We start from the raw sequence: 20,051 nt of genomic DNA on the forward strand, positions 1-20,051 counted from the left end.
AACCATTGCCCTGGCATTTTATACAAAAAGTGACAGAAAAGATCGGGTTTGATCACAGTCAGGGATTCCGGCCCTTCCTCCCGGGCGAGTGCATTTTAACGCAGCAACCCCACTGGCAAACCTGACGGCCTCTTCTGGAGCATCGCCACCCGCCAGGCTGAATGCGAGCGCACCGTGAAAAACATCCCCAGCTCCCGTAGTATCCACAACATCGACTTTAAATCCAGATTGATGCTGCAACGTATTATTTTTTATCCAGTCACAGCCTTCGCTCCCTCGTGTCACATAGACATGACCATTTGTGAGCGTTTTTGCTTTTTTAAGTCCAGCTTCAGAATCATTTATCCCGGTTAAACGCGCCAGACCCGGTTCAGAGAACGCCGCATGATCGCTCAACGCCACCAGCTCGCTGATATCTTGTGGCGTGACGTCACCATCCAGTACCGTCATCACTCCCGCCCGACGCGCCAGCGTGAACGCCTGCCTGGCGCCTTCGTGCCAGCGAACATCCGCCAACACCACATCCCACTGGGAAAAATCGATCTCATTCAGCCAGGCAGCATCCGGCAGTAAATCCGGGCTGGGATAGTTAACGATAATCCGTTCTCCTTGCGCATCAACCATAATTGCCGATTGCGAAGACTTTGCCCCCGCATAGCGCCAGGTGTAACGGGTGTTTACCCCCAGGGATTCCAGCTCCGCCAGCAGGCTATTTCCGGTGTCGTCATCGCCCACACGGCCAACAAAGTCCACCTGCGCGCCCAGCTTCGCTGCAGCCACTGCGGCCGTTGCAGCAGGCCCGCCGCCCACTTCCGTATAACGCTTCGCCACATACTTACCTCCTTCGGTCGGTAAACCTTCCACGTAATAGATGCGATCCATCACGGCAATACCTACACAAGCAATACGAATCATGGTCATTCCTTAGGCGTTTCAAGATGGGATCATTTTAATTTCACAAAATGTTTAAAAAGTGACGGCTGTCAATTTTTTGACCATAAATTACAAATACGATCAAAAACAGACAAAAACAAACGACCTTAAATGACAAAAAATGACATCCACGTCTCAGGAGAACGTTATGGCAGTTATAGCATTTATCGGATTAGGTCAGATGGGTTCACCCATGGCGAGCAACTTGCTGAAGCAGGGTCATCAACTCAGCGTCTTTGACGTTAACCCGGATGCCGTTCAGCGCCTGGTGGAAAAAGGAGCTCAACCTGCCAGTAGCCCGGCTCAGGCAGTAAAAGGGGCAGAATTTGTCATCACAATGCTGCCAAACGGCGATCTGGTGCGCAGCGTACTGTTCGGTGAGCAGGGTATCTGCGAAAACCTCTCCCCGCAGGCATTAGTAATTGATATGTCGACTATTCACCCACTGCAAACCGACAAACTGATCGCCGATATGCGTGACAAAGGCTTCGACATGATGGATTGCCCGGTTGGACGTACCTCCGATCACGCTATCGCAGGAACGCTGTTGCTGCTGGCAGGTGGAACGGCACAGCAGGTAGAACGCGCCACACCGGTTCTGATGGCGATGGGTAATGAATTGATCAACGCAGGCGGTCCCGGCATGGGCATTCGCGTCAAGCTCATCAACAACTACATGAGCATCGCGTTAAACGCCTTGTCTGCTGAAGCCGCCGTGTTGTGCGAAGCGCTCGGCCTCTCCTTCGATGTGGCCTTGCAAGTCATGAGCGGCACTCCCGCCGGGAAAGGCCACTTCACTACCTCCTGGCCGAACAAAGTGCTGAAAGGCGATCTTTCCCCGGCTTTTATGATCGATTTAGCTCACAAGGATCTTGGCATCGCGCTGGACGTTGCCAACCAACTACATGTGCCGATGCCGCTCGGTGCCGCCTCCCGCGAAGTCTATAACCAGGCACGCGCCGCTGGCCGTGGCCGGGAAGACTGGACGGCCATTCTTGAACAGGTTCGCGCATCCGCCGGGCTAAATAAACACACAGATAAGTAAGGACTGAACAATGACGAAGTACACCCTGAAAGATATCACCCGAGCTTCCGGCGGTTTTGCCATGCTGGCGGTCGATCAGCGCGAAGCCATGCGCTTAATGTTTGCCGCTGCGGGTGCAAAATCCCCGGTCAATGACAGCGTGCTGACCGATTTCAAAGTCAATGCGGCAAAGATCCTGTCCCCCTATGCCTCCGCCATTCTGGTCGATCAGCAGTTCTGCTACCGCCAGGTTGTAGAGCAAAACGCGGTAGCCAAAAGCTGCGCCATGATTGTGGCCGCTGATGAGTTTATTCCGGGTAACGGAATTCCGGTCGATAGCGTAGTGATTGATAAAAAAATCAACCCGCAGGCTGTGAAGCAAGATGGCGCCAAGGCTCTCAAATTGCTGGTGCTGTGGCGTAGCGATGAAGATGCCCAACAGCGCCTGGACATGGTGAAAGAATTTAATGAGCTATGCCATTCCAATGGACTGCTGAGCATCATCGAGCCGGTTGTTCGCCCACCGCGTCGTGGCGATAAGTTCTGCCGTGAACAGGCCATCATCGATGCCGCGAAAGAGCTGGGCGACAGCGGTGCCGATCTCTACAAGGTCGAAATGCCGCTGTACGGCAAAGGAACCCAACAGGAATTGCTTAGCGCCTCTCAGCGCCTGAATGAAAACATCAACATGCCGTGGGTCATTCTCTCCTCTGGTGTGGATGAAAAACTGTTCCCACGCGCGGTCAGCGTAGCAATGACCGCAGGCGCATCCGGCTTCCTGGCCGGGCGTGCGGTCTGGTCATCCGTCGTGGGTCTGCCGGATACCGAACTGATGCTGCGTGATGTTTCCGCACCGAAGTTGAAGCGTCTGGGCGATATCGTCGACGAAATGATGGCCCGCCGCTAATAGAGGATCAAAGCATGAAATGGTTTAACACCTTAAGCCACAACCGCTGGCTGGAACAAGAAACCGATCGCATCTTTAACTTTGGTAAGAACGCGGCGGTGCCCACCGGGTTTGGTTGGTTAGGAAACAGTGGTCAGGTCAGAGCGGATATGGGAACGCATCTGTGGATCACCGCCCGCATGCTGCACGTCTATTCCGTTGCCGCCTCCATGGGTCGCCCAGGTGCATATCAACTCGTCGACCACGGCATTAAGGCGCTGAACGGCGCGCTACGCGACACACGCTACGGCGGTTGGTACGCCTGCGTCAATGACGAAGGCGTGATGGATGCCTCCAAGCAGGGTTATCAGCATTTCTTCGTTTTACTTGGCGCGGCAAGCGCGGTCACTACCGGTCATCCACAGGCCAGACAATTGCTGGATGACGCCATCGAGGTGATTGAGAAGTACTTCTGGAGCGAAGACGAACAAATGTGCCTGGAGTCCTGGGACGAAGCCTTCAGCCAGACAGAAGATTATCGCGGCGGCAACGCTAACATGCACGCGGTCGAGGCTTTCCTGATCGTGTATGACGTTACTCATGACCGTAAATGGCTCGATCGCGCACTGCGTATCGCTTCGGTGATTATTCACGACGTGGCCCGTAGCGAGGAGTACCGCGTCAATGAACACTTCGATTCACAGTGGAACCCAATCCGCGATTACAACAAGGACAACCCAGCTCACCGTTTCCGCGCCTACGGTGGCACGCCGGGTCACTGGATCGAGTGGGGCCGCCTGATGCTGCATCTGCATGCTGCGCTGGAAGCTCGCTTTGAAACGCCTCCTGCCTGGCTGCTGGAAGATGCAAAAGGACTTTTCCACGCCACTATCCGCGACGCCTGGGCACCGGACGGCGCAGACGGTTTTGTCTATTCGGTGGATTGGGACGGCAAACCGATCGTTCGCGAAAGAGTGCGCTGGCCGATAGTCGAAGCGATGGGTACCGCCTACGCCCTGTACACCCTCACAGGCGACAGCCAGTACGAAGCCTGGTACCAGAAATGGTGGGATTACTGCATCACCTACCTGATGGATTACGAGACCGGTTCATGGTGGCAGGAGCTGGACACCGATAACAAGGTGACCACCAAAGTCTGGGACGGCAAGCAGGATATTTATCACCTGCTGCACTGCCTGGTGATCCCACGTCTGCCGCTGGCTCCTGGCCTTGCTCCGGCTGTTGCCGCCGGTCTGCTGGATATCAACGCTAAATAAGTAACAAGGTGGGCTGCCATGCATAGCGGTGGAAAAACCATTCATCTTCAGGCCGGACACTACCAGGCGAAAATCGTCACGGTTGGCGCTGGGCTAGCAGAATTGACGCACCGTGGGCGTCATATCGTTATTCCCCACAAACCGGAAGAAATGCCGCTGGCACACTTGGGGAAAGTGTTAATCCCCTGGCCAAACCGCGTTGTAGACGGCAGCTATCACTATAACGGCAAGGATTACCAGCTTGCCGTTAACGACTCAGTGTCACATACCGCCATTCATGGGTTACTGGCCTGGCGGGACTGGCAGATTAACCAGCAGTCGGCATCGGAAGTGTCGCTGACGATTTTTCTGCCGCCTTCTTATGGTTATCCCTTCGCGCTGGTTTCAGAGGTGATTTACCGACTGGAGGCAACCCGTGGACTGCACGTTTTTATCCGCACACAGAATGTGGGTGACGAAATCGCGCCGTATGGCGCGGGAGCACATCCCTATTTGACCTGCAATCTGCAACCCATTGATGACTGTGAATTAACACTCCCGATGAGTGAAGAAACATGTGATGAACGATATTTCACCACGCCGCAACGCATTGCACAGACCGCTATCGATCATACGTTCAGGACTATGCCACCTGACGCTGAGTGGGAAGTCAGGATGACCAGCCCATCGCAAAACATGTCCACTTTTTTACGCAGCCACCAGCCCTGGTTGCAAGTGTATACCGGCGAAAAATTAGCACGGCGTGGCCTGGCGGTTGAACCGATGACCTGCCCGCCAGACGCCTTTAACTCCGGAATTAGCCTGATTCATCTCGCGCCCGGAGAACAACATCAGATGCATTTTTTAATCGGCAGTGAATAACAGATTTCCGACAAATTACCGAATTACCCTATTTTTACGGAGACGACAATGAATTCGCTACAACAACGGTCAACCGCCATAGAACTCACATCATTACCTGATGGATTTGCTTTAACGTACCACCAGCGCCTGATTTTACGCCACAGCACAGAAACGCCCTGCCTGTGGGTCGGCGCTGGCGTTGCCGACATTGACATGTTTCGCGGCAACTTCAGCATTAAAGACAGGCTCAATGAGAAGATTGCTCTAACTGGCGCCACGGTAAGCGAGTCCCCAGACGGCTGGCGGGTGCATTTCAGCCGCGGTGATACCATCAACGCCACGCTGCATATTTCCACCGATGAACAGGGTCGCCTGAAGCTGGATCTGCACAACGGCGATCTCAACCATAACCGCATCTGGCTGCGTCTGGCCGCCAGGGCGGACGATCATATTTACGGCTGCGGCGAACAGTTCTCTTATTTCGACTTACGCGGTAAGCCGTTCCCGCTGTGGACCAGTGAACAGGGCGTGGGCCGAAACAAAAACAGCTATGTCACCTGGCAAGCCGACTGTAAAGAGAACGCCGGTGGCGACTACTACTGGACCTTCTTCCCACAGCCGACCTTCGTCAGCACGCAGAAGTACTACTGCCACGTTGATAACAGTTGCTATATGAATTTCGACTTCAGCGCGCCGGAGTATCACGAACTGGCGCTGTGGGAGGACAAAACCACCCTGCGCTTTGAGTGCGCTGATACCTACATCTCTCTGCTGGAAAAACTGACTGCGCTGCTAGGACGCCAGCCGGAGCTGCCGGACTGGATCTACGATGGCGTCACGCTCGGTATTCAGGGCGGTACTGAGGTTTGCCAGAGCAAACTGGACACCATGCGTAACGCAGGCGTGAAAGTAAACGGCATCTGGGCGCAGGACTGGTCCGGGATCCGCATGACCTCCTTTGGCAAGCGCGTGATGTGGAACTGGAAATGGAACAGCGACAATTATCCGCAGTTGGATAGCCGTATTAAGCAGTGGAAAGAAGAAGGCGTGCAGTTCCTCTCCTACATCAACCCGTATGTTGCCAGCGATAAAGATCTCTGTGCCGAAGCGGCCAAACACGGTTATCTGGCGAAAGATGCATCCGGCGGCGATTACCTCGTAGAGTTTGGCGAGTTTTACGGCGGCGTGGTCGATCTGACCAACCCGGAAGCCTACGACTGGTTCAAAGAGGTCATCAAGAAAAACATGATCGAACTGGGCTGCGGCGGCTGGATGGCAGATTTTGGCGAATACCTGCCGACAGATACGTATCTGCACAACGGCGTCAGCGCCGAGATCATGCACAACGCCTGGCCCGCACTGTGGGCGAAATGTAACTACGAAGCGCTACAGGAGACCGGCAAACTCGGCAAGATCCTGTTCTTTATGCGTGCGGGTTACACCGGCAGCCAGAAATACTCCACCATGATGTGGGCGGGCGATCAGAACGTGGACTGGAGCCTTGACGACGGTCTGGCTTCCGTCGTTCCTGCAGCGCTGTCGCTGGCGATGACCGGTCACGGTCTGCACCACAGCGATATCGGCGGCTACACCACCCTGTTTGACATGAAACGCAGCAAAGAACTGCTGCTGCGCTGGTGTGACTTCAGCGCCTTCACGCCGATGATGCGTACCCACGAGGGTAACCGCCCAGGCGATAACTGGCAGTTTGATGGTGATGCTGAAACCATCGCCCACTTTGCACGAATGACCGCCGTGTTTACCACCCTGAAACCGTATCTCAAACAGGCCGTCGCGCAAAACAGCGCTACCGGTCTGCCGGTGATGCGCCCGCTGTTCCTGCATTACGAAGACGATGCGCGTACCTATACCCTGAAATATCAGTATCTGCTGGGACAAGATCTTTTGGTCGCGCCGGTTCACGAGCAAGGCAAGTCCGACTGGACCCTGTATCTGCCGGAAGATAGCTGGATAAATGTCTGGACCGGGGAAACCTATCAGGGCGGTGAAATTACCGTGGATGCGCCGATTGGCAAGCCTCCGGTGTTTTATCGCGCGAAGAGTGAATGGGCGTCACTGTTTGCCACTTTACGCAACATCTAATACGGCTCGCCCGTGGGGAGACTCACGGGCACATGGAGAATAATAATGAGTCAGACTTCTTCTAATCCGGCAACCCTACGCTTGCCGTTCAAAGAAAAACTCGCCTATGGGATGGGTGATTTAGGTTCCAATATCCTGCTGGACATAGGTACGCTCTATTTACTCAAGTTTTATACCGATGTTCTTGGTTTACCTGGAACTTATGGCGGTATCATTTTCCTTATCGCCAAGTTTTTTACCGCGTTTACCGATATGGGGACTGGGATTATGCTCGACTCGCGCCGCAAAATCGGCCCGAAAGGCAAATTCCGCCCGTTCGTTCTGTATGCCGCATTTCCAGTGACGCTGCTGGCGATTGCGAACTTTGTCGGTACACCATTTGAAGTCACCGGTAAAACGGTGATGGCAACGGTACTGTTTATGCTGTACGGACTGTTCTTCAGTATGATGAACTGCTCTTACGGTGCGATGGTCCCCGCGATCACCAAAAACCCGGACGAACGCGCCTCGCTGGCTGCCTGGCGACAGGGCGGAGCCACTCTTGGCCTGCTGCTGTGCACCGTCGGTTTTGTGCCAGTAATGAACCTGATCGAAGGCAACTCACAGTTGGGCTATATCTTCGCTGCCACCTTATTCTCTCTGTTCGGCTTGCTGTTTATGTGGCTGTGCTATGCCGGGGTTAAAGAACGCTACGTGGAGGTGAAACCCGTTGATGCCGCGCAAAAACCGGGATTGCTGCAATCCTTCCGCGCCATCGCAGGTAATCGCCCGCTGTTTATTCTGTGCGTTGCCAACCTTTGCACACTTGGCGCGTTTAACGTCAAGCTGGCGATTCAGGTCTATTACACCCAGTACGTACTGAACGACCCGATCCTCCTTTCCTGGATGGGCTTTTTCAGCATGGGCTGTATCTTCATCGGCGTCTTCTTGATGCCGGGAATGGTCAGACGTTTCGGCAAGAAAAAGGTCTACATCGGCGGTTTGTTGATTTGGGTCGCGGGCGATCTGCTGAACTACTTCTTTGGCGGCGGTTCCGTCAGCTTTGTCGCTTTCTCGTGCCTGGCGTTCTTCGGCTCAGCATTCGTCAACAGCCTGAACTGGGCGCTGGTCTCCGACACGGTGGAATATGGCGAATGGCGTACCGGCGTACGTTCAGAAGGAACGGTATACACCGGCTTCACCTTCTTTCGTAAAGTGTCACAAGCGCTGGCAGGATTCTTCCCCGGCTGGATGCTGACGCAAATCGGCTACGTCCCCAACGTGGTGCAATCTGCCAGTACGGTCGAAGGGTTGCGTCAGCTGATCTTTATTTATCCCTGCGCGTTGGCGGTGATCACCATTGTAGCTATGGGCTGTTTCTACAACCTTAACGAGAAGATGTATGTCCGCATCGTTGAAGAGATAGAAGCGCGTAAACAAACCGTTTGATAATAATAATGAATAGCGCTCTACGGGGCGCTATTGAGGAGCGATTATGTCTTTTCATGATCCGCTAACGCTAAAACTGAGCCTGCGTGAAAAATTCGCCTACGGAGTGGGTGACTTCGGCTCAAATTTGATGCTGTGTATCGGCACGCTGTATCTGCTTAAATTTTATACCGATGAACTAGGGATGCCGGCCTGGTACGGTGGGATTATCTTTTTAGTAGCGAAGTTCTTCACCGCCTTCACCGATATTCTGACCGGCGTGTTGCTGGACTCAAGGCGTAATATTGGCGCAAAGGGGAAATTCAGACCCTTTATTTTGTATGCGTCATTTCCTGTCGCCGTCGTCGCCAGCGCGCAATTTTTAGCGACAGGCTTTACGCTAACGGTGAAAACGGGGCTGGCAACGGTGTTGTTCATGCTGTTCGGCCTGTTCTATAGCCTGATGAACTGTTCCTACGGCGCGATGGTGCCTGCAATTACTAAGAATCCACATGAACGCGCTCAGCTCGCCGCCTGGCGTCAGGGCGGCGCTACCGTAGGCCTGTTACTGTGTACCGTTGGCTTTATGCCAATTCAGGCTCTATTTGTCAGTTCGCCTTCGCTGGGTTATCTGATTGCCGCACTGCTCTTCTCTGTCTGCGGACTGTTCAGTATGTGGTGGTGCTTTAGCGGTGTGAAGGAACGCTATATCGAAATCGTACCGGATCACCATAAACCCAGTATTCTCAAATCGTTCTGCGCCATTTTCCGTAACCCTCCACTATTGGTGCTATGTGTTGCCAACTTGTGCACGCTGGCGGCATTCAACATTAAGCTGGCGATTCAGGTGTATTACACCCAGTACGTGCTGAACGATATACATCTGCTGTCGTGGATGGGTTTCTTCAGCATGGGATGCATTCTGGTTGGGGTACTGCTGGTTCCCACAGCTGTAAAACGCTTCGGTAAAAAACAGGTTTACCTCGGCGGTCTGGCGCTATGGGCAATCGGCGATGTACTGAACTTTTTCTGGGGCAGCACGTCATTTTTATTCGTGATGTTTTCTTGCATGGCCTTCTTCGGAACCGCTTTTGTTAACAGCCTGAACTGGGCGCTGGTTCCGGATACGGTCGATTATGGCGAATGGAAGACGGGGATCCGTGCGGAAGGCTCGGTATATACGGGTTATACCTTTTCGCGCAAAATTTCCGCGGCGCTCGCAGGCTTCCTGCCTGGGATTATGCTGACACAAATCGGTTATATCCCCAACATAGCCCAGAGCGATGCTACCCTGCTCGGTTTGCGTCAACTCATCTTTCTCTGGCCTTGCGGACTTGCAATTATTGCAGCACTCACAATGGGCTTCTTTTATAAACTCAACGAAACACGTTTTGCTTTTATTATTGAGGAAATCAGCCAACGGAAGAAAAACAACATCCAACCGGACCCTATTACCAATAAAAAGAATACCTCTGCTGTAAACGTATAAAAATAATAGCCGCCTATTCCATCCCAATGGATGGCGGCCTCCCTACGCTTAAAAAATGGATTTATCATGAAAAAATTAACGACAATAATTTTCTTATCCTCTGTGGTATCAACCTCTGCTTTCGCTGGAGCCTATGTAGAAAACCGCGAAGCATATAACCTGGCGTCCGATCAAATAGAGGTCATGATGCGCGTCGGCTATAACTCTGATATGGGCGCTGGTATCATGCTCACCAACACCTACACGATGCAACGCAAGGATGAGCTAAAACACGGCTATAACGAAATAGAGGGCTGGTATCCGTTATTTAAACCGACAGATAAATTAACAATCCAACCTGGCGGGCTAATAAACGATAAGAGTATTGGTTCTGGCGGTGCTGTTTATCTGGATGTTAACTATAAATTTACACCATGGTTTAATCTTACCGTGCGTAATCGATATAATCATAATAACTACAGTTCAACCGACCTGAACGGTGACCTGGATAATAATGATACCTATGAAATAGGTAACTACTGGAACTTTGCCATTACTGATAAATTTTCCTATACCTTTGAACCGCACTATTTTATGCGAGTCAATGACTTCAATAGCAGCAACGGAAAAGATCATCACTGGGAAATTACCAATACCTTTAAATATCGGATCAATGAACACTGGTTGCCCTACCTGGAATTACGCTGGTTAGATCGCAATGTTGAACCTTATCATCGCGAACAAAACCAGATTCGTGTTGGGGCAAAGTATTTCTTCTGATACTGCTGATGATAAAAAAAGCCGCTGATAATCAGCGGCTTTTTTATGCTTACCTGAGAAAGAGCGTTAATTACTCTTCTTTCGCGCCACGCATTGCACGGCGACGATCGTTTTCAGTCAGGTGACGCTTACGAATACGGATAGAGGTTGGAGTAACTTCTACCAGTTCGTCGTCATCGATGAATTCCAGAGCCTGCTCCAGAGTCATCTTAACCGGCGGAACCAGAACCGTTGCTTCGTCAGTACCGGACGCACGCATGTTGGTCAGTTTCTTACCGGTCAGGCAGTTTACAGTCAGGTCGTTAGAGCGGCTGTGAATACCGATGATCTGGCCTTCGTAAACTTCAGCACCGTGACCCAGGAACAGCTTACCGCGGTCCTGCAGGCTGAACAGTGCGAACGCAACTGCTTTACCCTGGCCGTTGGAGATCAGTACGCCGTTCTGACGCTGACCCACATCACCCGCACGAACATCGTCGTAGTGGCTGAAGGTGGAGTACAGCAGACCGGTACCGGAAGTCATGGTCATGAATTCTGAACGGAAGCCGATCAGACCACGGCTTGGGATCACGTAGTCAAGACGTACGCGGCCTTTGCCATCTGGATTCATGTTTTTCAGGTCGCCTTTACGCTCACCCAGAGCCTGCATGACAGAACCCTGATGCTGCTCTTCGACGTCCAACGTTACGTTTTCGAACGGCTCTTGTTTACGGCCATCGATTTCGCGGAAGATAACTTTCGGACGGGAAACCGCCATTTCGAAACCTTCACGACGCATGTTTTCAATCAGAACAGACAGGTGCAGCTCACCACGACCGGATACGCGGAACGCATCCGCATCTTCGGTTTCTTCAACGCGCAGCGCAACGTTGTGCACCAGCTCTTTGTTCAGGCGGTCAAGGATCTGACGAGAGGTAACATATTTACCTTCTTTACCACAGAACGGAGAGGTGTTTACGCAGAAGAACATGGTTACGGTCGGTTCATCAACGGACAGAGCCGGCAGCGCTTCGACGTTCTGCGGATCGCAGATGGTGTCGGAGATGTTCAGTTCGCCCAGACCGGTAATCGCGATGATATCGCCGGCTTCGGCAATATCGCTCTCGATACGTTCCAGACCCAGATGGGTCAGAACTTTACCGACTTTACCGTTACGGGTTTTACCTTCGCTATCAATGATAGTGATCTGCTGGTTCGGTTTAACTTTACCGCGTTTAATACGGCCGATGCCGATTACGCCAACGTAGTTGTTGTAGTCCAGCTGAGAGATTTGCATCTGCAGCGGGCCATCAAGGTCTACGTTCGGAGCCGGTACACGATCAACGATGGTCTGATACAGCGGAGTCATGTCTTCAGCCATATCTTCGTGATCCAGACCTGCGATACCGTTCAGCGCGGAAGCGTAAACGATCGGGAAGTCCAGCTGTTCGTCGGTAGCGTCGAGGTTAACGAACAGGTCGAATACCTGATCAACAACCCAGTCAGGACGCGCGCCAGGACGGTCAACTTTGTTGATAACAACAATTGGCTTCAGGCCATGGGCAAAGGCTTTTTTGGTCACGAAGCGCGTCTGCGGCATCGGACCATCCATTGCATCCACCACCAGCAGCACGGAGTCGACCATGGACATTACACGTTCAACTTCACCACCGAAGTCGGCGTGCCCCGGGGTATCAACGATGTTGATGCGGTAGTCATTCCATTTGATAGCGGTGTTTTTAGCGAGGATGGTAATCCCACGCTCTTTCTCCAAATCGTTGGAGTCCATCACGCGCTCTTGGGTTTCAGCACGTGCATCGAACGTACCGGATTGTTGGAGCAGCTTGTCTACCAGGGTCGTTTTACCATGGTCTACGTGCGCGATGATGGCGATGTTACGCAAATTTTCGATCACAACTTTGCCTCAGGCATTTTAGAAATAGCGCGTTATTGTACACGGATTAATCGCAGTACAAAACAGGATCACAAACATCCTCCGCAAACAAGTATTGCAGAGTTTCTTTGTGATCACATTCACGGAGCGTTAAAAGGGGTAATCTGACATGCTTTGCACCAATATGGTGCTTAATGTTCACATTAAAGCACTATAATGGTGCAATACAACCTTCATGGTGCAGCCCCTTTGCACGATAGTGCGCATGATAACGCCTTTTAGGGGCAATTTAAAAGTTGGCACAGATTTCGCTTTATATTTTTTACGGCGACACGGCCAATTTTTTGCAGAATTGAAGACTTCGTTACCACGACGACCATGACCAATCCGGGAGAGTAAGTATGTCCGCTGAACACGTTTTGACGATGCTGAACGAACACGAAGTGAAGTTTGTTGATTTGCGCTTCACTGATACCAAAGGTAAAGAACAGCACGTCACTATTCCTGCTCATCAGGTAAATGCCGAATTCTTTGAAGAAGGCAAAATGTTTGACGGCTCCTCAATCGGTGGCTGGAAAGGCATTAACGAATCAGACATGGTTCTGATGCCAGATGCGTCTACTGCACTCATCGACCCGTTCTATGAAGAGTCCACTCTGATCATCCGTTGCGATATCCTGGAACCTGGTACACTGCAGGGCTATGACCGCGACCCGCGCTCCATCGCAAAACGCGCTGAAGAGTATCTGCGTTCTACCGGCATCGCAGACACCGTTCTGTTCGGGCCAGAGCCAGAATTCTTCCTGTTTGACGACATCCGTTTCGGCGCGTCTATTTCCGGTTCCCATGTGGCAATCGATGACATCGAAGGCGCATGGAACTCCTCCACCAAATACGAAGGTGGTAACAAAGGTCACCGTCCTGGTGTGAAAGGCGGTTACTTCCCGGTTCCTCCGGTAGATTCTTCTCAGGACATCCGTTCTACCATGTGTCTGATCATGGAAGAGATGGGCCTGGTTGTTGAAGCGCATCACCACGAAGTGGCGACCGCTGGCCAGAACGAAATCGCGACCCGCTTTAACACTATGACCAAAAAAGCGGACGAAATTCAGATCTACAAATACGTCGTGCACAACGTTGCGCACCGTTTCGGTAAAACCGCGACCTTTATGCCAAAACCGATGTTCGGTGATAACGGTTCCGGTATGCACTGCCACATGTCCCTGTCCAAGAACGGCGTAAACCTGTTCTCTGGCGACAAATATGCGGGTCTGTCTGAGCAGGCGCTGTTCTACATCGGCGGTGTAATCAAGCACGCTAAAGCGATCAACGCCCTGGCTAACCCGACCACCAACTCCTATAAGCGTCTGGTCCCAGGCTACGAAGCGCCGGTAATGCTGGCTTACTCTGCGCGTAACCGTTCTGCTTCCATCCGTATTCCGGTGGTTGCTTCTCCGAAAGCGCGTCGTATTGAAGTGCGTTTCCCGGACCCGGCTGCTAACCCATACCTGTGCTTCGCAGCACTGCTGATGGCCGGTCTTGACGGCATCAAGAACAAGATCCACCCGGGCGAAGCCATGGACAAAAACCTGTACGACCTGCCGCCAGAAGAAGCGAAAGAGATCCCACAGGTTGCTGGTTCTCTGGAAGAAGCACTGAAAGAACTGGATCTGGACCGTGAGTTCCTGACTGCAGGCGGCGTGTTCACCAATGAAGCGATCGATGCGTATATTACGCTGCGTCGCGAAGAAGATGACCGTGTGCGTATGACTCCGCACCCGGTAGAGTTTGAGCTGTACTACAGCGTTTAATCGTTTGAGTTGCCGTGGAACTTTTAGCCTGCTCAGGCAGGCTTGAGATCGATGGCGAATGATAGGACGCCTGATGGCGCAAGCTTATCAGGCCTACCGGTAACATCACCTTGTAGGCCGGATAAAGCAAAGCCGCCATCCGGCATCTGCGTTTGCCAGTCATCTGTAGCCCATCCCAGGATGGGCTTTTTTCTCCACTAACAACCTGCTTTCTCGCGCTTTTTTGATGTAAAAAGCTATAATGCACTAAATTGGTGCAACACTTTTCAGGAGACTGCTGAATGGCAACCGGCACGCTGCCCGATGCTGGGCAGATCCTCAATTCTTTAATCAACAGCATTTTGCTCGTCGACGATGAGCTGGCGGTACATTACGCCAATCCGGCGGCACAGCAGCTGCTCGCCCAAAGCTCCCGCAAACTGTTTGGTACACCGCTTCCCGATCTGTTGAGTTATTTCTCCTTAAACATCGGACTGATGCGAGAGAGCCTGGAAGCAGGCCAGGGCTTTACGGATAACGAAGTGACGCTGGTGATAGACAGCCACTCACATATCCTGTCAGTGACCGCTCAGAGGCTGCCTGATGGCCTTATCCTGCTGGAGATGGCGCCAATGGATAACCAGCGCCGTCTGAGTCAGGAGCAGCTCCAGCACGCCCAGCAGATTGCCGCCCGCGATCTGGTGCGCGGTCTGGCGCACGAAATCAAGAACCCTTTAGGTGGATTACGCGGCGCAGCGCAGCTACTCAGCAAAGCGCTTCCGGACCCGGCGCTGACCGAATATACCAAAGTCATTATTGAGCAGGCCGACCGCCTGCGTAATCTGGTCGACCGTCTGCTGGGACCACAACAGCCTGGCATGCATGTCACGGAAAGTATTCACAAGGTGGCGGAGCGCGTGGTGGCGCTGGTCTCAATGGAGCTCCCGGAAAACGTCACGCTGATTCGTGATTACGACCCGAGTCTGCCCGAATTACTGCACGACCCGGACCAGATCGAGCAGGTTCTGTTAAACATCGTGCGCAATGCTTTGCAGGCGCTGGGAGCGGAAGGCGGTGAGATCATTCTGCGTACCCGCACCGCGTTTCAGCTCACGCTGCACGGTGTACGTTATCGCCTGGCGGCACGGATTGATGTTGAGGACAACGGTCCGGGTATTCCCTCGCATTTGCAGGACACGCTGTTCTACCCAATGGTCAGCGGTCGCGAAGGCGGTACTGGGCTTGGATTATCCATCGCCCGCAATTTAATTGATCAACATTCCGGCAAAATTGAATTTACCAGTTGGCCGGGTCATACCGAGTTCTCGGTTTACCTGCCTATCAGGAAATAAGGTGACGTTTATGCAACGAGGAATAGTCTGGGTCGTTGATGACGATAGTTCCATCCGTTGGGTGCTTGAACGTGCGCTCGCAGGGGCAGGGCTAAGCTGTACCACATTTGAAAGTGGTAAAGAGGTGCTGGACGCGCTGGCCAGCAAAACGCCTGACGTACTGTTATCGGATATTCGCATGCCGGGCATGGACGGTCTGACGCTGTTAAAACAGATTAAACAGCGGCATCCGATGCTTCCGGTCATCATAATGACCGCGCACTCCGATCTGGATGCTGCCGTCAGCGCCTATCAGCAAGGGGCGTTTGATTATCTGCCCAAACCTTTTGATATTGATGAAGCCGTGGCGCTGGTCGAACGTGCCATCAGCCATTATCAGGAACAGCAGCAGCCGCGCAATGTTCAGATCAACGGCCCAACAACCGACATCATCGGCGAAGCGCCGGCAATGCAGGACGTCTTTCGCATTATTGGCCGCCTGTCCCGATCGTCAATCAGCGTATTGATTAACGGGGAGTCCGGGACCGGTAAAGAGCTGGTCGCCCATGCGCTGCACCGTCATAGCCCGCGCGTCAAAGCGCCGTTTATCGCCCTGAACATGGCGGCAATCCCAAAAGATTTGATCGAATCTGAGCTGTTTGGTCACGAGAAAGGCGCGTTTACCGGGGCGAATACCATTCGTCAGGGGCGCTTTGAACAGGCTGACGGCGGTACGCTGTTCCTCGATGAAATTGGCGATATGCCGCTGGACGTGCAAACGCGTTTATTGCGCGTATTAGCCGATGGACAGTTTTACCGCGTTGGCGGCTATGCGCCCGTGAAGGTGGACGTACGTATTATCGCCGCCACGCACCAGAATCTGGAACTACGCGTACAGGAAGGCAAATTCCGCGAGGACTTATTCCATCGTCTGAACGTCATCCGCGTGCATTTGCCGCCACTGCGTGAACGTCGGGAAGATATCCCACGTCTGGCGCGCCATTTCCTGCAGGAAGCCGCGCACGAACTGGGGGTTGAAGCCAAACAATTACACCCGGAGACCGAGGCGGCGCTGACCCGTTTGGCCTGGCCGGGTAACGTGCGTCAGCTTGAGAACACCTGCCGCTGGTTAACCGTCATGGCCGCCGGCCAGGAAGTACTGATTCAGGACTTACCAGCCGAGCTGTTTGAAACCACCGTGCCTGACGCACCGTCCCATATGCAGCCAGACAGCTGGGCAACCCTGTTGGCACAGTGGGCAGACCGGGCCTTGCGTTCCGGTCATCAAAACCTGCTTTCTGAGGCTCAACCGGAAATGGAGCGCACGCTGTTGACCACCGCGCTACGTCATACCCAGGGGCACAAACAGGAAGCCGCACGCCTGCTTGGCTGGGGCCGTAATACCTTGACGCGTAAGTTAAAAGAACTCGGAATGGAGTGACGATTCGTCACTGTGTAAAGATTGATAATTGAGCGCAAATTGCTGCTATTTTGCGCTTTACTGTTCCGATGAGTTAAGTATGATCGTGCCCGGCAAACGGGGGAAGTCATCATGCTGGAATCAATGATTAATCTACTGTCGAGCGGTGCGGTCGAAAGCCATACGCCACAAACTGCGGTTGCCGCAGTGCTGTGTGCGGCGCTGGTTGGGCTGTTCAGCTGAAGGCGCGCCGGATGGCGCTAACGCTTATCCGGCCTACAGATTATTGCGACGTGTAGGCCCGGTAAGCGTAGCGCCACCGGGCAACCCGGTTAAATGACGCGGGAGAACTGCTGCATGCGTGCTTTCTGCCGCAGATAGGCATCAAAGCACATGCAAATATTACGGATCAACAGGCGCCCCTTCGGCGTAACCTGAATCCCCTTCTCATCCACATCCACCAGCCCATCTTTCGCCAGCGGTGCCAGCAGTTTCAGGTCTTCGGCAAAATAGTCAGCGAAGTTCAGAGCCCATTGCTGTTCCACAGCGGCATAGTCGAGGCGGAAGTTACAGATCAGGAGCTTAATAACATCACGACGAATGCAGTCATCGCGGGTCAGGGCAATTCCGCGCCACAGTGCGTCCCCCTGCTCGTCTACCTGCTGATAATAGCGCTTCAGCTCTTTCTGGTTCTGCGCATAGTTGTCACCAATCATACTAATGGCTGACACGCCCATTCCCAGCAGATCGGTATCACCCTGGGTGGTATAACCCTGGAAATTACGATGCAGCACACCCTTGCGTTGAGCAATCGCCAGCTCATCATCCGGCCGAGCAAAGTGATCCATACCAATGAACTGATAACCGGTTTCGGTCAGTGAAGAAATGGTTTCCTGCAGGATATCCAGCTTCTGCTGCGCGCTGGGCAGGTCGGCGTCTTTAATCTTGCGCTGAGCGGCAAACAGCGTCGGCAGGTGCGCGTAGTTGAAGACGCTCAGTCGGTCTGGATTCAGCTCAGCAACGCGTTTCAGGGTAAAGGCGAAACTTTCCGGCGTCTGTTTTGGCAAACCATAAATCAGATCGATATTCGTTGAGGTAAAGCCAATCTCACGCGCATGATTCAGCAGCGCAAAGATAAACTCCTCATCCTGCTCACGGTTCACCAGGCGCTGAACTTCTTTATTGAAGTCCTGCACCCCCATGCTCAGGCGGTTAAAACCTTCAGCGCGTAAATGATCGAGCACATCCAGCTCAATTTCACGCGGATCCACTTCGATCGAGATTTCGGCGTCGTCGTTAAAGTTAAAGTTGCCACGCAGCAGCGACATCAAACGGCTGATTTGCGCTTTATTCAGATACGTTGGCGTGCCGCCGCCCCAGTGCAGTTGACTGACATGACGTCCGGCAAACAGCGGTGCGCGATGAATAATTTCTTGTTCTAAGACATCGAGGTATTGATCGGCTTTATGCTGCTGGCGAGTCACGACCTTGTTACAGCCACAGAAATAACACAGCTTGTGGCAGAACGGGATGTGAACGTACAGCGAGAGAGGACGCTCAGGATAACGCGCCACGGCCTTTAGAAATGCTTCTGTGCCGTAGTCTTCAGAAAACTCCAGCGCGGTCGGGTACGAGGTATATCGTGGCCCGGAATAGTTATATTTCTGGATCAGGGCCAGGTCCCAGTCTATTAACTGCTCTGACATGCTCACTCCTTCCGATGGCGTCTCTGGCGGGTACGGCGTACCGACTTAACCCCAGTACGGGTGATAAGTCGGTTGCGCAGCCACTTCTGTCGCCGCGACAACCGCTGTAGTTTAACGAATAACCACACCAGATAACATATAACCGGAAGGGTTATAAGCAGGACGGGAAGACCCACGGTGTAAAACCGTTAGTTGCCGCCTTTCAGCAGGCGCATCATGTCTTCCTGCTTTTCTTCTTCTTCTTCCTCTTCTTCCTCGTCATCGTAAGAAAGACCCAGCTTTTGCATCAGCTCATCAATGCGGTCCAGCTTGGCATCAACCCAGGACTGATCTTCCGCGCTCAGGGTCTCTCCTGCTTCAAGACGCTCCAGCAGCGCATCCAGGCGCTCATCCGTTTCCAGTAAATCCAACTCAGCCTGTGGTGAAAGCATAGGTTTCTCACTCTTCGGTTTGTGCTGTTTGGTGACTTTTTCGGTCACGCCCAATGGAATGGGGGTTTTGCTGCCAATACGAGGATCTTTTTGCTTATTTTGGTTTCCGCCACCAGATGCGCCTTCGCTACCGGACGCACGGCTACCTGCCGCATGACCACGGTGTTTTTTCTGGCGCTTACGGTCGCGAGCTTCCTGGTTAATTTCTTCGCGTGTTTTACGACGCGCTTTTGCAGGACCTTTACCGCGTGGTGTAGAAGTTGGTTTCATCATGATTCGTCTTTGGCTGTTTTATTCAGTATATAATTGCGCCGGAATCTAGCAGAAATAAAGAAAAAAGGCGACAGAGTAATCTGTCGCCTTTTTTCCTGACTCTCAACCCTTACGGGCTCTACAATCCCTGTTGGCTATCAACACACCCTGTTTTTCCCTTAGCCTCTAACATTCCGTGTTGTTTCCATTTCCTTTTACTAACGTCTCCGGACGTTTGTCTTCCTGACAATCCTGTGTCTTCGCCTCCTGGCGCTCCTGACCCTCATCCTGAGTCGTCTATCCTGTCAGCTTCCTCGCTATGGATGCTACTTTACCGTTTTGGTTTAAACGTACAAGTAACCTGGGTAACAATTTCTGATTTTAAGAATAGCGCCCAAATGTAACTCTATGATTTATTTTATTTCTGTCATTTTTTACTCTGTCATCTCGTATAGAAACTGTCGGCAATGTCTCACAAAGTGCGTGGTTTTTACTCACACAGCCCACTCGTCGAAAAACCAGCCTTT

The 20,051-nt window shown here is 52.6% G+C and carries 16 protein-coding genes and 1 pseudogene; 12 read left to right on the forward strand and 5 right to left on the reverse strand.

Translation table 11 applies throughout. The features are described 5' to 3' along the window. Nucleotides 1-18 precede the first annotated feature (18 nt). A complete protein-coding gene (locus OGV57_RS01745) occupies nucleotides 19-915 on the reverse strand; it encodes a sugar kinase (RefSeq protein ID WP_054527927.1) in 897 nt (298 codons plus the stop codon). Between the two features lie 166 nt (nucleotides 916-1,081). On the opposite strand from OGV57_RS01745, the gene yihU reads away from it, so the two are divergent. The 8 genes from yihU (at nucleotide 1,082) to ompL (ending at nucleotide 10,721) form a co-directional block, all read left to right on the forward strand. Continuing rightward, nucleotides 1,082-1,978, forward strand: coding sequence for a sulfolactaldehyde 3-reductase (gene yihU, locus OGV57_RS01750; protein ID WP_003847911.1), 897 nt, complete (start codon nucleotides 1,082-1,084; stop codon nucleotides 1,976-1,978). Between the two features lie 10 nt (nucleotides 1,979-1,988). Further along, nucleotides 1,989-2,864 carry a sulfofructosephosphate aldolase gene (gene yihT, locus OGV57_RS01755; RefSeq protein ID WP_054527926.1) on the forward strand — a complete coding sequence of 292 codons (876 nt, stop codon included), beginning with the start codon at nucleotides 1,989-1,991 and terminating at the stop codon, nucleotides 2,862-2,864. Nucleotides 2,865-2,878: 14 nt separating this feature from the next. Continuing rightward, complete coding sequence (gene yihS, locus OGV57_RS01760; protein ID WP_054527925.1) at nucleotides 2,879-4,120, forward strand: sulfoquinovose isomerase; 1,242 nt, start codon at nucleotides 2,879-2,881, stop codon at nucleotides 4,118-4,120. An 18-nt stretch (nucleotides 4,121-4,138) separates the two neighbouring features. Beyond that, the gene (locus OGV57_RS01765) at nucleotides 4,139-4,981 is read left to right on the forward strand and encodes an aldose-1-epimerase (RefSeq protein WP_054527924.1); all 843 of its coding nucleotides are present in this window, start codon (nucleotides 4,139-4,141) and stop codon (nucleotides 4,979-4,981) included. 48 nt (nucleotides 4,982-5,029) lie between these two features. Further along, nucleotides 5,030-7,066 (forward strand): alpha-glucosidase, encoded by a 2,037-nt coding sequence (locus tag OGV57_RS01770; RefSeq protein WP_054527923.1) that lies wholly within the window; start codon nucleotides 5,030-5,032, stop codon nucleotides 7,064-7,066. Between the two features lie 45 nt (nucleotides 7,067-7,111). Then, nucleotides 7,112-8,494, forward strand: coding sequence for an MFS transporter (locus OGV57_RS01775; RefSeq protein ID WP_003028647.1), 1,383 nt, complete (start codon nucleotides 7,112-7,114; stop codon nucleotides 8,492-8,494). 46 nt (nucleotides 8,495-8,540) lie between these two features. Further along, complete coding sequence (locus OGV57_RS01780) at nucleotides 8,541-9,962, forward strand: MFS transporter (RefSeq protein ID WP_003028645.1); 1,422 nt, start codon at nucleotides 8,541-8,543, stop codon at nucleotides 9,960-9,962. Between the two features lie 66 nt (nucleotides 9,963-10,028). Further along, nucleotides 10,029-10,721 carry a porin OmpL gene (ompL, locus tag OGV57_RS01785; protein WP_003028643.1) on the forward strand — a complete coding sequence of 231 codons (693 nt, stop codon included), beginning with the start codon at nucleotides 10,029-10,031 and terminating at the stop codon, nucleotides 10,719-10,721. 70 nt (nucleotides 10,722-10,791) lie between these two features. Here the strand turns inward: ompL and typA are convergent, their stop codons facing one another. Beyond that, nucleotides 10,792-12,615 carry a ribosome-dependent GTPase TypA gene (gene typA, locus OGV57_RS01790; RefSeq protein ID WP_003028641.1) on the reverse strand — a complete coding sequence of 608 codons (1,824 nt, stop codon included), beginning with the start codon at nucleotides 12,613-12,615 and terminating at the stop codon, nucleotides 10,792-10,794. Nucleotides 12,616-12,995: 380 nt separating this feature from the next. On the opposite strand from typA, the gene glnA reads away from it, so the two are divergent. The 4 genes from glnA (at nucleotide 12,996) to OGV57_RS01810 (ending at nucleotide 17,378) form a co-directional block, all read left to right on the forward strand. Further along, nucleotides 12,996-14,405, forward strand: coding sequence for a glutamate--ammonia ligase (gene glnA / locus OGV57_RS01795; protein ID WP_003028638.1), 1,410 nt, complete (start codon nucleotides 12,996-12,998; stop codon nucleotides 14,403-14,405). Nucleotides 14,406-14,686: 281 nt separating this feature from the next. Beyond that, nucleotides 14,687-15,736, forward strand: a complete 1,050-nt coding sequence (gene glnL / locus OGV57_RS01800; protein WP_003028636.1) for a nitrogen regulation protein NR(II) — start codon at nucleotides 14,687-14,689, stop codon at nucleotides 15,734-15,736. A gap of 10 nt (nucleotides 15,737-15,746) precedes the next feature. Next, entirely contained in the window at nucleotides 15,747-17,156 is a 1,410-nt protein-coding gene (gene glnG, locus OGV57_RS01805) for a nitrogen regulation protein NR(I) (RefSeq protein WP_003028633.1), read from the forward strand. Nucleotides 17,157-17,267: 111 nt separating this feature from the next. Further along, entirely contained in the window at nucleotides 17,268-17,378 is a 111-nt protein-coding gene (locus tag OGV57_RS01810; protein WP_003028631.1) for a YshB family small membrane protein, read from the forward strand. A gap of 89 nt (nucleotides 17,379-17,467) precedes the next feature. Here the strand turns inward: OGV57_RS01810 and hemN are convergent, their stop codons facing one another. From hemN to OGV57_RS01825, 3 genes and pseudogenes are all read right to left on the reverse strand, one after another. Beyond that, nucleotides 17,468-18,841, reverse strand: coding sequence for an oxygen-independent coproporphyrinogen III oxidase (hemN, locus tag OGV57_RS01815; protein WP_003847923.1), 1,374 nt, complete (start codon nucleotides 18,839-18,841; stop codon nucleotides 17,468-17,470). Nucleotides 18,842-19,029: 188 nt separating this feature from the next. Then, the gene (gene yihI, locus OGV57_RS01820; protein WP_016151253.1) at nucleotides 19,030-19,545 is read right to left on the reverse strand and encodes a Der GTPase-activating protein YihI; all 516 of its coding nucleotides are present in this window, start codon (nucleotides 19,543-19,545) and stop codon (nucleotides 19,030-19,032) included. Nucleotides 19,546-19,710: 165 nt separating this feature from the next. Beyond that, nucleotides 19,711-19,896 (reverse strand): annotated as a pseudogene (locus OGV57_RS01825) (hypothetical protein). Nucleotides 19,897-20,051: the final 155 nt, after the last annotated feature.

This window comes from Citrobacter sp. Cf087 (genome assembly GCF_030334285.1).
GTDB classification, from domain to species: Bacteria; Pseudomonadota; Gammaproteobacteria; order Enterobacterales; family Enterobacteriaceae; genus Citrobacter; species Citrobacter freundii.

What these genes read in the sequence shown, in the direction of transcription:
- OGV57_RS01745 (WP_054527927.1), bottom strand. Translation starts at nt 915, where the DNA reads ATGATTCGTATTGCTTGTGTAGGTATTGCCGTGATGGATCGCATCTAT.
- yihU (WP_003847911.1), top strand. Translation starts at nt 1,082, where the DNA reads ATGGCAGTTATAGCATTTATCGGATTAGGTCAGATGGGTTCACCCATG.
- yihT (WP_054527926.1), top strand. Translation starts at nt 1,989, where the DNA reads ATGACGAAGTACACCCTGAAAGATATCACCCGAGCTTCCGGCGGTTTT.
- yihS (WP_054527925.1), top strand. Translation starts at nt 2,879, where the DNA reads ATGAAATGGTTTAACACCTTAAGCCACAACCGCTGGCTGGAACAAGAA.
- OGV57_RS01765 (WP_054527924.1), top strand. Translation starts at nt 4,139, where the DNA reads ATGCATAGCGGTGGAAAAACCATTCATCTTCAGGCCGGACACTACCAG.
- OGV57_RS01770 (WP_054527923.1), top strand. Translation starts at nt 5,030, where the DNA reads ATGAATTCGCTACAACAACGGTCAACCGCCATAGAACTCACATCATTA.
- OGV57_RS01775 (WP_003028647.1), top strand. Translation starts at nt 7,112, where the DNA reads ATGAGTCAGACTTCTTCTAATCCGGCAACCCTACGCTTGCCGTTCAAA.
- OGV57_RS01780 (WP_003028645.1), top strand. Translation starts at nt 8,541, where the DNA reads ATGTCTTTTCATGATCCGCTAACGCTAAAACTGAGCCTGCGTGAAAAA.
- ompL (WP_003028643.1), top strand. Translation starts at nt 10,029, where the DNA reads ATGAAAAAATTAACGACAATAATTTTCTTATCCTCTGTGGTATCAACC.
- glnA (WP_003028638.1), top strand. Translation starts at nt 12,996, where the DNA reads ATGTCCGCTGAACACGTTTTGACGATGCTGAACGAACACGAAGTGAAG.
- glnL (WP_003028636.1), top strand. Translation starts at nt 14,687, where the DNA reads ATGGCAACCGGCACGCTGCCCGATGCTGGGCAGATCCTCAATTCTTTA.
- glnG (WP_003028633.1), top strand. Translation starts at nt 15,747, where the DNA reads ATGCAACGAGGAATAGTCTGGGTCGTTGATGACGATAGTTCCATCCGT.
- OGV57_RS01810 (WP_003028631.1), top strand. Translation starts at nt 17,268, where the DNA reads ATGCTGGAATCAATGATTAATCTACTGTCGAGCGGTGCGGTCGAAAGC.
- hemN (WP_003847923.1), bottom strand. Translation starts at nt 18,841, where the DNA reads ATGTCAGAGCAGTTAATAGACTGGGACCTGGCCCTGATCCAGAAATAT.
- yihI (WP_016151253.1), bottom strand. Translation starts at nt 19,545, where the DNA reads ATGATGAAACCAACTTCTACACCACGCGGTAAAGGTCCTGCAAAAGCG.